An 11,223-nucleotide genomic window follows, 5' to 3' on the forward strand; every position below is an offset into this window, starting at 1 on the left:
GCTCCTACAAAAGCAGTGCTCCCCTATTTGCTTGAAGCAGCAATAAAAACAAGAGGAATTTGTCATGGCTAAAATCGGATTTATCGGCACCGGCATCATGGGCCACCCAATGGCGTTGAACCTGCAGAAAGCCGGTCACAGCCTGTTCCTGTCGGCGCACCACGACGCCGCGCCTGCCGACCTGGTAGCCGCTGGCGCCATCGCCCTGGCGAACCCGAAAGAAGTCGCACAAGAAGCCGAATTCATCATCGTCATGGTGCCGGACACTCCGCAGGTCGATGACGTACTGTTCCGCGCCGACGGCGTTGCAGCCGGCGTCAGCAAAGGCAAAGTCGTCATCGACATGAGCTCGATCTCGCCCACCGCCACCAAAACCTTCGCGGCCAGGATCAATGAAAAAGGCGCGCAGTACCTCGACGCGCCAGTGTCTGGCGGCGAAGTCGGTGCCAAGGCTGCGAGCCTGAGCATCATGGTCGGCGGCGACGCAGATGCCTTCGAACGCGCCCTGCCGCTGTTCCAGGCCATGGGCAAGAACATCACCCTGGTGGGCGGTAACGGCGACGGTCAAACCGCCAAAGTGGCGAACCAGATCATCGTGGCGCTGAACATTCAGGCCGTGGCCGAAGCCCTGCTGTTCGCCTCGAAAAACGGCGCTGACCCGGCCAAGGTGCGTGAAGCGCTGATGGGCGGTTTCGCTTCCTCGAAGATTCTTGAAGTGCACGGCGAGCGCATGATCAAAGGCACCTTCGACCCAGGCTTCCGCATCAGCCTGCACCAGAAGGACCTGAACCTGGCCCTGCAAGGTGCCAAGGAGCTGAACATCAACCTGCCGAACACCGCCAACACCCAGCAAGTGTTCAGCACCTGCGCGGCCATCGGTGGCAGTAACTGGGACCACTCGGCGCTGATCAAGGGCCTGGAACACATGGCGAATTTCTCGATTCGCGATAAGTAAGCCCTGCGTTACAGAGGGCCTGACTGGCCCTCTGTGGGAGCAAGGCTTGCCCGCGATGGAATCGCCTCGGTGCAACAGAAACACCACACCGTCTGCATCGCGGGCAAGCCTTGCTCCTACAGGGATCGTGCACCGTTCGATAACTTCAATAACAAGAAACCCCGGGAGCCCGCCATGTCGGTCGATCCGCAACAATTCCTGCGCGAGCTGTTCGCTACAGCCATCGACGCTGCACATCCGCAGCAAGTCCTCGAAGCCCATTTGCCCAAAGATCGTAGCGGTCGGGTGATCGTCATCGGTGCCGGCAAAGCCGCCGCCGCCATGGCTCAGGTGGTCGAGCGTTGCTGGCAGGGTGAAGTGAGCGGGTTGGTGGTGACGCGTTACGGTCACGGCGCCCCGTGCGAAAAAATCGAAGTGGTCGAAGCGGCCCATCCGGTACCTGACGCGGCCGGTCAGGCCGTCGCCAAGCGTGTTTTTGAACTGGTCAGCAACCTGACCGAGGTCGACCGCGTGATCTTCCTGCTCTCGGGCGGCGGCTCCGCACTGCTGGCGCTGCCGGCGGCGGGCATCACCCTGGCCGACAAGCAATCAATCAACAAAGCCCTGCTCAAATCCGGCGCGACCATCGGCGAGATGAACTGCGTGCGCAAGCACCTCTCGGCGATCAAGGGCGGCCGCCTCGGCAAAGCCTGCTGGCCCGCCACTGTTTATACCTATGCGATTTCCGATGTGCCGGGCGACCTCGCCACGGTCATCGCTTCGGGACCGACCGTGGCCGACCCCAGCACTTCGGCTGAAGCGCTGGCGATCCTCAAGCGCTATGGCATCGAAGTTCCGGCCTCGGTGCGTAACTGGCTGCAAAGCCCGGAATCGGAGACGGTCAAACCCGGCGATCCGAGCCTCGCACGCAGTCATTTCCAGTTGATAGCCCGTCCACAACAGTCGCTTGAAGCGGCAGCGGTGAAAGCGCGGCAGGCCGGTTTCAGCCCGTTGATCCTCGGCGATCTGGAAGGCGAATCCCGCGAAGTGGCCAAGGTTCACGCCGGCATTGCGCGGCAAGTAGTCCTGCACGGTCAGCCATTGGCGGCGCCGTGCGTGATTCTGTCGGGCGGTGAAACCACCGTGACCGTGCGCGGCAATGGCCGTGGCGGGCGCAATGCCGAATTCCTGCTGAGCCTGACCGATAGCCTCAAAGGCTTGCCAGGCGTGTACGCGCTGGCTGGCGACACCGATGGCATCGACGGCTCCGAAGACAACGCCGGCGCAATCATGGCCCCGGACAGCTACGCCCGCGCCGCCGCCCTCGGTCTGAGCGCCAGCGATGAACTCGACAACAACAATGGCTACGGCTATTTCGAGGCGCTCGACGCACTGATCGTTACCGAGCCGACCCGCACCAACGTCAACGACTTCCGCGCCATTCTGATTCTCGAGAGCCCTAAACATGACGCCTGACAAGAAGGTTAAAATTCTCGCCACCCTCGGCCCTGCCACCGAAGGCATCGACGACATCCGCGAACTGGTGCAGGCCGGGGTCAACATTTTCCGCCTGAACTTCAGCCACGGTGATCACGCCGACCATGCGCAGCGCTACCAGTGGATTCGTGAAGTCGAGCGCCAGCTGAATTATCCGTTGGGCATTCTGATGGACCTGCAAGGCCCGAAACTGCGAGTCGGCAAATTTGCCGAAGGCAAGGTGCAACTGCATCGCGGTCAAGCCCTGCGTCTGGACCTGGACCCGACGCCAGGCGATGAACACCGCGTTAACCTGCCTCACCCGGAAATCATCGCGGCGCTGGAGCCGGGCATGGACCTGCTGCTGGACGACGGCAAGCTGCGTCTGCGCGTGGTCACCAAGTACTCCGACGCCATCGACACCACCGTGCTCAACGGCGGTGAACTGTCGGACCGTAAAGGCGTGAACGTGCCGCAAGCGGTGTTGGAGCTAAGCCCGCTGACCGCCAAGGATCGCCGTGATTTGAGCTTCGGTCTGGAGTTGGGTGTGGACTGGGTCGCGTTGTCGTTTGTACAACGTCCGCAAGATATCCGCGAAGCCCGCGAACTGATCGGCGACAAAGCGTTTTTGATGGCGAAAATCGAGAAGCCATCGGCGGTGACTCAGCTTCGCGAAATCGCTGAATTGAGCGACGCGATCATGGTTGCTCGCGGTGATCTGGGCGTCGAAGTGCCGGCCGAAAGCGTGCCGCAGATTCAGAAAAACATCATCAGCATCTGCCGTCAGCTCGGAAAACCCGTGGTGGTGGCGACGCAGATGCTGGAGTCGATGCGTTTCTCCCCGGCCCCGACCCGTGCCGAGGTCACCGACGTGGCCAACGCCGTGGCCGAAGGGGCGGATGCGGTGATGCTGTCGGCGGAAACCGCCTCAGGCGAATACCCGCTGGAAGCCGTGCAGATGATGAGCAAGATCATCCGCCAAGTGGAAAACGGTCCGGACTATCAGACGCAACTGGACGTGAGCCGGCCGAAAGCTGAGGCGACGGTTTCCGACGCGATCAGCTGTGCGATTCGTCGCATCAGCAATGTGCTGCCGGTGGCGGTGCTGGTGAACTACAGCGAGTCCGGCACGTCGAGTTTGCGCGCAGCGCGGGAACGGCCGACGGTGCCGATTCTTAACCTGACACCGAACCGGCAAACCGCTCGTCGCCTGACCGTGGCGTGGGGCGTGCACTCGGTGGTCAATGATCGGCTGCGACAAGTGGATGAAGTGTGCTCGACGGCGCTGGAGATTGCCCAGGCCCAGGGCATGGCCAAGCGTGGCGACACCCTATTGATCACCGCGGGTGTGCCGTTTGGGCAGCCGGGGTCGACTAACTCATTGCGCATTGAGACATTGATTTAGCGCCCATACCGGCCCCTTCGCTGGCAAGCCAGCTCCTACAGGGACAGCGCATTCCTGTAGGAGCTGGCTTGCCAGCGAAGAACGATTACACGGTCCCCCCTGACTCTCAGAACTAAAATGCCTGCCAACCACTTCAACACCCACTGCCCCGACTGGGCGACTGCCCTGCTCAACGGCTTCAGCCAGATATTCCTCCAGCGCCATCCGCTGTTGGGTCTGCTGTGCCTGTTGGCCATTCTGTTTACCGCGCCGGCGCTGCTCGGCGGGGCGCTGCTTGGTGGCGTCGCCGGATTGCTTACCGCGCAACGTCGCGGCTACGCCAAGGCTGATCGCCAGGCCGGGTTGTTCAGCTACAACGGCGTCCTGCTCGGCTTGTTGCTGAGCCTGTATTTCCCGTGGTCCGCCGTGCTGCCGCTGGTGATCATTGCCTGTGGCGGCCTGAGCGCGATGCTCACTCAACAGTGGCTCAAGCGCGCCCGGCTTAGCCAATACCTGCCCGCCTACACCGCGCCTTTCGTGGGGCTGAGCTGGTTGCTGCTGTGTTTCGCCACGCCCTCGACCAAGGCGCATTTGATCGAGATCAACACACTGAACATGCTCGCCGCACCACTCAAAGGTCTGGGCCAGGTGATGTTCCTCGGTCATCCGCTGGCCGGTGCGTTGATTGCCGCCGGTTTGCTGATCGCTGATCGTCGCGCATTCTGCTGGGCGTTGTTGGCGTCTGTTGCGGGCATGGGTTGGAGCCTGCTGCACCACGACTTCTACATCGGCCTGCTCGGCCTCGGTGGCTATAACGCCGTGCTCGCCGCCCTCGCCTTCAGCTCACAGCGCCAGCAGCCATGGCTGCCACTGGTCGGCATTGCATTAGCGCTGCTGCTGACGCCGATGTTTGCCGCTATCGGTCTGCCCACGCTGACCGCGCCATTCATCCTCGCCTGCTGGCTGATCCGTACGGCTGCTCAAGTGTTCGGAAAAGCGACGGGCGCCAGTGCGCCTTGCGCTCCTGGGGAGAATCAACCTAGGCTGCGCTGATTCCCGGTTCAGGCGTTTTCCATGGACAGCAGCAAAAATTGGCGTGAAGACCTTTACGTCATGATTTTCCAGAGCGACACCAAGGCGGGGCGGCGTTTCGACGGCACCCTGCTGTTGATCATTCTCGCCAGCATCATCATCGTGATGCTCGACAGCATCGACTCCATTCACCAGAACTACGCCGATGTGCTGGCGTATATCGAGTGGGGTTTCACCTTCGTCTTCGCTGTCGAATACATCCTGCGGTTGTATTGCTCACCCAAGCCGTGGCGCTACGCGTTCAGCTTCTATGGGCTGGTGGATTTGCTGGCCATCGTGCCCGGCATCCTCGCGCTGTATTACGCCGATGCGCAGTACCTGCTGATTATCCGGATCATTCGGATGCTGCGGATTTTCCGCGTGCTCAAGCTCAGCCCGTACCTCAAGCAAGCCAACTATCTGATGTCGGCATTGCGCGGCAGCAAACAGAAAATCGTAGTGTTTCTGGTCACCGTCTGCACCCTGGTCACGGTGTTCGGCACGCTGATGTACGTGATCGAGGGCCCGGAACACGGCTTCACCAGTATCCCCAAAGGCATCTATTGGGCGATTGTCACGCTGACCACCGTGGGCTTCGGCGACATCGTGCCGAAGACGCCGTTGGGTCAGGTGATTTCGTCGCTGGTGATGATCACCGGTTACTCGATCATCGCCGTGCCCACCGGGATTTTCACCGCTGAACTGGCCAACGCCATGCGCGGTGAGCAACTGCAACACGATTGCCCGGTGTGCAAGAAAAACAGCCACGAACACGGCGCGGCGTTCTGCTCGCGTTGCGGCAATGCACTGTTTAAGAAAATGGAATAAGCAAAGATCTTTTTAATCTTTAAAGGCCTATGCGCGCCCGGCTATAGTCGCTGGCAAATTGCCTCACTTTTAATTTAGAACAAGGACTGCGCAGTGAAAAAATTCTTTGGCGCCTCACTTCTGGCCGCTGGCCTGGCATTGACCAGCATGGCCCAGGCCGCACCGACGCTGCTCAACGTTTCCTACGACGTGATGCGCGACTTCTACAAGGACTACAACGCAGCCTTCCAGAAACACTGGCAAGCCGAACACAACGAAAACATCACCCTGCAGATGTCCTTCGGCGGTTCCAGCAAACAGGCGCGCTCGGTGATTGATGGCCTGCCGGCTGACGTCATCACCATGAACATGGCCACCGACATCAACGCCCTGGCGGACAACGGCAAACTGGTCCCGGAGAACTGGGTCACGCGCCTGCCGAACAACAGCGCGCCGTTCACTTCGGCCACTGTATTCATCGTCCGTAAAGGCAACCCGAAAGCCCTGAAAGACTGGCCGGACCTGCTCAAGGACGGCGTTCAGGTGATCGTGCCGAACCCGAAAACTTCAGGCAACGGTCGCTACACCTACCTGTCGGCCTGGGGTTATGTGCTGAAGAATGGCGGTGATGAGAACAAGGCCAAAGACTTCGTCGGCAAACTGTTCAAGCAAGCTCCGGTGCTGGACACCGGTGGTCGCGCAGCCACCACTACCTTCATGACCAACCAGATCGGCGACGTGCTGGTGACCTTCGAAAACGAAGCGGAAATGATTGCCCGCGAATTTGGTCGTGACCAGTTTGAAGTCATCTACCCAAGCGTTTCCGCTGAAGCGGAGCCGCCAGTGTCGGTGGTCGACAAAGTGGTCGACAAGAAAGGCACTCGTGCTGCGGCCGAGGAATACTTGAAATACCTGTGGTCGCCGGAAGGTCAGGAGATTGCGGCGGCGAACTACCTGCGCCCGCGTGACCCGGCGGTATTGGCCAAGTACACCGATCGATTCCCGAAAGTGGATTTTCTGTCGGTAGAGAAGACCTTTGGTGACTGGCGGACTGTGCAGAAGACTCACTTTAATGATGGCGGGATCTTTGATCAGATTTACACCGGGCAGTAATTTCCGAGTGCTATGAAAAAGGCGACCTGAGCAGGTCGCCTTTTTTGTGGCCGAACACAAATCCCAAGTTCACTGAAGATCCCCCTGTAGGAGTGAGCCTGCTCGCGATAGCGGTGTGTCAGTCGACATCAATGTTGAATGACATACCGCTATCGCGAGCAGGCTCACTCCTACAAGGGTTTGCGCCAAGACGTTACATCGGCGGTGTGACGCCATCCTTTCCCGCCGAGATCGATTGTGCGGTCAGCGTTCCGTCAGCGCTTTGCGTCACAAACGTCACGATCTTCACCCCCACCTTCAGCAAGCTGCGATCCCCCGGCATCAGGTTCACAATCGGCACATCCTCCGGCACCTGGATCTTCTGCTGCCCGCCCTTGTAGTTAACCGTCAACACTCGGCCATTGCTGACCACCAGATCGCCAACACTGCCATTGGTCATGCTGCTGCCCTTGACCAGATCAAACGGCCGATGCCCGTCGCCGCTGCCGGCCAGTTCCGGTGGAAAGACATGGACTTCCAGCGCCTTGAGGGTGCCATCTTCCTGAGAAATGGCGGCCGAGCCGATGTAGCTACCTGGTTTAATGTCTTCGATATTGGCCAGGGTGACGGCGCGGACTTTGGTGTCGTTGGTCAGGTTGATGACCACGTTTTCACCGCTGTTGGTGTGGACTTTCAACACGTCGGGGCTGACCCCGGTGATCTCGCCGCGAACACCAATGCGCAAGCCCGGTGCGTCGGCGGCTTGGGCCAGTCCTGCGCAAAACAAGGTGATCAGAGTCAGGGTTGAAGCGCCGCGAATCAGGTGACGGAACATCGCATTCATGGCAGTGCCTTCCAGTAATAAAACGCGAGGAGAGAACATAAGCACGCTATCGAACAGGATGTAAGTGAATGTATCATCCGCGCTCTATGTCCCGACGCAAGGCACTCGTCCCGCCCCGCGTCACTCATTGCGCAATGGAATGATTACTATCACTTCAATCCCTCTTCCGCCGTTTGGGCTTGCCGCTTAGCCTTCGCGCATTCCCTTTTGTTCAGAGAGATCCGTTATGAACCCAGCGACCCAGGTGCCTCACGGCGCCGCGACAATGACCAAAGGCATGATGCTGCTCTTCGCCTTTTGCTGCGGTGCCATTGTGGCCAATATTTACTACGCCCAGCCAATCATCGGCCTGATCGCGCCGGACATCGGCCTGACCAGCACCATGGCCAGCCTGATCGTTTCGCTGACCCAGATTGGCTATGCGCTGGGGCTGTTTTTCCTGGTGCCGCTGGGCGATTTGCTGGAGAACCGCCGACTGATGATCATCACCACCGTGGTGGCGATTGCGAGTTTGCTGGGCGCGGCGTTCACCGATCAGCCCAACGTATTTTTGCTGATCTCGTTGCTGGTGGGTTTCAGTTCGGTGTCAGTGCAGATCCTGATTCCACTGGCCGCGCATCTGGCACCGGAAGAATCTCGTGGCCGCGTGGTCGGCGGGATCATGGGCGGTTTGCTGCTGGGCATTCTGTTGGCTCGGCCGGTGTCCAGCGTAGTAGCTGACCACTTCGGCTGGCGCGCGATGTTTGTAATTGCAGCGCTATTAATGGCGGCGATCAGCATCGTGCTCGCGCTGACCATTCCCAAGCGCCAGCCTGATCACAGTGCTTCTTATGGGCAGTTGCTGGGGTCGCTGTGGACGCTGTTGCGCCAACAACCGATCTTGCGTCAGCGTGCGTTCTATCAGGGTTGCATGTTCGCCACGTTCAGCCTGTTCTGGACCGCCGTGCCGTTGGAACTCGCGCGCAACCATGGCCTGTCGCAAACCCAGATCGCGATCTTCGCTCTGGTCGGTGCCATCGGCGCCATCGCCGCGCCGATCGCCGGGCGACTGGCCGATGCTGGCCACACCCGCATCGCGTCCTTGCTGGCCCTGCTATTCGCCAGCCTGAGCTTTCTGCCGGCGTTCATTCATCCGCTCTACAGCGTGATTGGCCTGGCGGTGACCGGCGTGGTACTCGACTTCTGCGTGCAGATGAACATGGTCCTCGGCCAACGCGCGGTCTACGCCCTCGACGCCAAGAGCCGCAGCCGCCTGAATGCGCTGTATATGACCAGCATCTTCATCGGCGGCGCGTTCGGTTCCTCGGTGGCCAGCGCGGTGTATGAACACGGTGGCTGGTTGTGGATCGTGATAGCGGGGAGTGCGTTTGCGCTGTTGGCGTTGCTGCGGTTTTTGAGTGTTTCGCAGAAGGCTTCGTTGGCGACGGCTTAAGAAATCTAAAGTCTTGTGGGCAAGCTCTAGCGTCGAGCTTGCCCACAAGGGATGTGCCTCAGCTCACTCAGTGTCGAACCAACTTTTCCATTGCCGCATCTGCCAGAAAGGAAGAACGGCTTTTCACATTGTGCTCGCGCACATACCGGTCAATGCGTTGAATCACATAACCAGGAAGTGTCACGTTGACCTTCTCGGTTTTGCCCATATAGGGCGCGACGTCCAACTCCAGCATTCCCCAGCCCATATCGGCGAAGTCCGGATTCCCACGGTGAGCAGCCGCAGACGTAGGCATCGGTATTGACTCCCCGTCAGCCGCAATCTCCTGAAGCAGGATGTGCGCAATCTCGACCGCCGCCTTGTAGGCATCTTCAAACGTATCCCCGGCCGTTACTGCGCCTGGAATATCGGGGATCTGAATACCGATGGCGGTGTTCTCGTCGCCCCACTCGATACAGATTGGATATTGCATTATGGAACTCCTGCAAAACTGGCTCCCGGGCAGTACAGCCCGGCTCGCCTCCTGATGCTTTTGACCGTCCCGATCGGTAAATCCTTTTTCGGATGAGGGACGGGAATGGTGTACGGGTTGTAGGGGTGTTTGAAGATGTGATGACTTCCGGTAATCCGATCCAGTATCCATCCAGCCTCTTCCAACTCTTTAATCATTAGCCTGCTCTGCACCGATAGCCTCCTTGCTCAGGCCCAAACAAAAGTAACCCTAGGGTTATCTTTATTCAAGCGCAAAACTCCGGATCGCGACGCTCGGTTGTTTTACAGGGTGTGAATGCGGGCCACGGCATTCCCCACAAGAATGAATATTTTCGCTAAGCGTGATTCGTTACGCCAAGATCAACCCGGATTACACTCAGCGTCCTAGCCTGAAGCGAAGCTGGATGCGATTCGCGGCTAACCGATCAAATGCCGCCTGATCCGCGGCATGTTTTTCAAGGAGTGTGAAATGACCCGTCGTACCTTTCTCATCACCGGCGCCAGCAAAGGCATTGGCCGCGCGGTGGCCGAGCACCTGGATCGTGCCGGGCATCGAGTCGTCGGGATTGCCCGAACGCCTGACCTGACGTTCCCCGGCATTCTGTTTCCTCTGGATTTAAGCGACAGAGCGCTGACTCGGGAGGTGCTGGAGGATCTGGCCAGGACTTACGAATTTGATGGACTGGTGAATAACGTCGGCCTGGTCCGCCCGCAAGTGCTGGGGGAAATCGATCTCGACACATTCGACGATGTGATGCGGGTCAACCTCCATTCGGCGTTGCAGGCCACCCAGGCGCTGCTGCCAAACATGCGCGCCAAAGGCTGGGGTCGGGTGGTGAACATTTCCAGTCTGACGGTACTCGGGATCACCCAACGCACCGCGTATGCAGCGGCCAAAGCGGCGCTGATCAGTTTCACGCGATCGTGGGCACTGGAACTGGCCCAAACCGGCGTGACGGTGAACGCGGTGGCGCCGGGGCCGACTGAAACCGAACTGTTTCGCGCCAACAACCCGCCGGGCAGTGAAGGTGAAACGCGGTATCTGGCGGGAGTGCCGATGGGGCGTTTGGGGCAGCCGCAAGAGATCGCGGCGGCGATTGCGTTTTTGCTGTCCGAGCAGAGCGGGTTTATCACCGGCCAGACCTTGTTTGTCGACGGCGGCGCGTCCATCGGCAAAGCCGCGTTCTAACCTACAACACCGATCCCACAGGGTTTTGGGTTGAATCAGCTTTTTGAGTAAGCACAAAAAAGGCGACCCGAAGGTCGCCTTGGCGTTACTGCCCGAATTGCCGCCCCAACCCGCCCGGCACGCCGTGAATATCCGTGTCTTCCCACGGCCCGTTCGGGCTGATGGAACGGCTCCAGCCGTTGTTCCAGCGGTAGTAGGTGCGCTGGCGGTAGAAGGTGTTGGTCTGATCATCCAGCACATAGACGCCGAGCTTAGCATCCCAATGGCTGTTGCCACCCGGTGGTGGTGCGAAGCTGGCGGAGGTGCGTGGCATCGGTTTGGCGGGCTTGGCCGGGATGCCCGGTTTGCCTGGTGTCGGTGTTGGCGACGGTGTTGGTCTTGGCTGCGACGGCGGAATCGGCGGTGGCGACGTGGGCTCCGGCGGCTGGACCGCACATGCGCTTAACCCCAAAACCAGACTGAGCAGGGTGATACGAGCAATAGCGGTCATGTGGCGTTTTCC

Annotated in this window: 12 protein-coding genes; 8 read left to right on the plus strand and 4 right to left on the minus strand. The window is 59.6% G+C overall.

Going from position 1 to position 11,223, the window contains the following annotated elements:
• Positions 1–64: 64 nt before the first annotated feature.
• From ACA048_RS20850 to ACA048_RS20875, 6 genes are all read left to right on the plus strand, one after another.
• Positions 65–955, plus strand: a complete 891-nt coding sequence (locus ACA048_RS20850; RefSeq protein ID WP_497626084.1) for a 2-hydroxy-3-oxopropionate reductase — start codon at positions 65–67, stop codon at positions 953–955.
• A 174-nt stretch (positions 956–1,129) separates the two neighbouring features.
• Positions 1,130–2,410, plus strand: a complete 1,281-nt coding sequence (locus ACA048_RS20855) for a glycerate kinase type-2 family protein (RefSeq protein ID WP_497629909.1) — start codon at positions 1,130–1,132, stop codon at positions 2,408–2,410.
• A complete protein-coding gene (pyk, locus tag ACA048_RS20860; RefSeq protein ID WP_497626085.1) occupies positions 2,400–3,815 on the plus strand; it encodes a pyruvate kinase in 1,416 nt (471 codons plus the stop codon). Before ACA048_RS20855 ends, pyk begins: the two co-directional genes overlap by 11 nt.
• 117 nt (positions 3,816–3,932) lie before the next feature.
• Complete coding sequence (locus tag ACA048_RS20865; protein WP_497626086.1) at positions 3,933–4,847, plus strand: urea transporter; 915 nt, start codon at positions 3,933–3,935, stop codon at positions 4,845–4,847.
• Positions 4,848–4,868: 21 nt separating this feature from the next.
• Complete coding sequence (locus ACA048_RS20870) at positions 4,869–5,693, plus strand: ion transporter (protein ID WP_497626087.1); 825 nt, start codon at positions 4,869–4,871, stop codon at positions 5,691–5,693.
• A 93-nt stretch (positions 5,694–5,786) separates the two neighbouring features.
• Positions 5,787–6,785 (plus strand): sulfate ABC transporter substrate-binding protein, encoded by a 999-nt coding sequence (locus ACA048_RS20875; protein ID WP_497626088.1) that lies wholly within the window; start codon positions 5,787–5,789, stop codon positions 6,783–6,785.
• A 193-nt stretch (positions 6,786–6,978) separates the two neighbouring features.
• Here ACA048_RS20875 and ACA048_RS20880 read toward each other — a convergent pair whose 3' ends face one another.
• Positions 6,979–7,608 (minus strand): hypothetical protein, encoded by a 630-nt coding sequence (locus ACA048_RS20880; protein WP_497626089.1) that lies wholly within the window; start codon positions 7,606–7,608, stop codon positions 6,979–6,981.
• 226 nt (positions 7,609–7,834) lie between these two features.
• Here ACA048_RS20880 and ACA048_RS20885 point away from each other — a divergent pair, with 226 nt between their 5' ends.
• Positions 7,835–9,040 carry an MFS transporter gene (locus ACA048_RS20885; RefSeq protein WP_497626090.1) on the plus strand — a complete coding sequence of 402 codons (1,206 nt, stop codon included), beginning with the start codon at positions 7,835–7,837 and terminating at the stop codon, positions 9,038–9,040.
• A gap of 67 nt (positions 9,041–9,107) precedes the next feature.
• Here ACA048_RS20885 and ACA048_RS20890 read toward each other — a convergent pair whose 3' ends face one another.
• Positions 9,108–9,512 (minus strand): type II toxin-antitoxin system HicB family antitoxin, encoded by a 405-nt coding sequence (locus ACA048_RS20890; protein ID WP_497626091.1) that lies wholly within the window; start codon positions 9,510–9,512, stop codon positions 9,108–9,110.
• The gene (locus ACA048_RS20895) at positions 9,512–9,724 is read right to left on the minus strand and encodes a type II toxin-antitoxin system HicA family toxin (RefSeq protein ID WP_497626092.1); all 213 of its coding nucleotides are present in this window, start codon (positions 9,722–9,724) and stop codon (positions 9,512–9,514) included. The genes ACA048_RS20890 and ACA048_RS20895 overlap by 1 nt, the downstream gene beginning before the upstream one ends.
• Before the next feature lie 277 nt (positions 9,725–10,001).
• Between ACA048_RS20895 and ACA048_RS20900 the strand changes: the two genes are divergently transcribed.
• Positions 10,002–10,721 (plus strand): SDR family oxidoreductase, encoded by a 720-nt coding sequence (locus ACA048_RS20900; protein WP_497626093.1) that lies wholly within the window; start codon positions 10,002–10,004, stop codon positions 10,719–10,721.
• Positions 10,722–10,806: 85 nt separating this feature from the next.
• On the opposite strand, the gene ACA048_RS20905 is transcribed toward ACA048_RS20900, so the two are convergent.
• Entirely contained in the window at positions 10,807–11,211 is a 405-nt protein-coding gene (locus tag ACA048_RS20905; RefSeq protein ID WP_497626094.1) for a hypothetical protein, read from the minus strand.
• Positions 11,212–11,223 lie beyond the last annotated feature (12 nt).

The sequence above is a fragment of the Pseudomonas sp. LBUM1659 genome (assembly GCF_059716045.1).

Excerpts from the sequence above, each read along its gene's own strand:
- ACA048_RS20870 (WP_497626087.1), top strand. The coding sequence starts at position 4,869 with ATGGACAGCAGCAAAAATTGGCGTGAAGACCTTTACGTCATGATTTTC.
- ACA048_RS20880 (WP_497626089.1), bottom strand. The coding sequence starts at position 7,608 with ATGAATGCGATGTTCCGTCACCTGATTCGCGGCGCTTCAACCCTGACT.
- ACA048_RS20885 (WP_497626090.1), top strand. The coding sequence starts at position 7,835 with ATGAACCCAGCGACCCAGGTGCCTCACGGCGCCGCGACAATGACCAAA.
- ACA048_RS20890 (WP_497626091.1), bottom strand. The coding sequence starts at position 9,512 with ATGCAATATCCAATCTGTATCGAGTGGGGCGACGAGAACACCGCCATC.
- ACA048_RS20905 (WP_497626094.1), bottom strand. The coding sequence starts at position 11,211 with ATGACCGCTATTGCTCGTATCACCCTGCTCAGTCTGGTTTTGGGGTTA.
- ACA048_RS20855 (WP_497629909.1), top strand. The coding sequence starts at position 1,130 with ATGTCGGTCGATCCGCAACAATTCCTGCGCGAGCTGTTCGCTACAGCC.
- pyk (WP_497626085.1), top strand. The coding sequence starts at position 2,400 with ATGACGCCTGACAAGAAGGTTAAAATTCTCGCCACCCTCGGCCCTGCC.
- ACA048_RS20865 (WP_497626086.1), top strand. The coding sequence starts at position 3,933 with ATGCCTGCCAACCACTTCAACACCCACTGCCCCGACTGGGCGACTGCC.
- ACA048_RS20900 (WP_497626093.1), top strand. The coding sequence starts at position 10,002 with ATGACCCGTCGTACCTTTCTCATCACCGGCGCCAGCAAAGGCATTGGC.
- ACA048_RS20850 (WP_497626084.1), top strand. The coding sequence starts at position 65 with ATGGCTAAAATCGGATTTATCGGCACCGGCATCATGGGCCACCCAATG.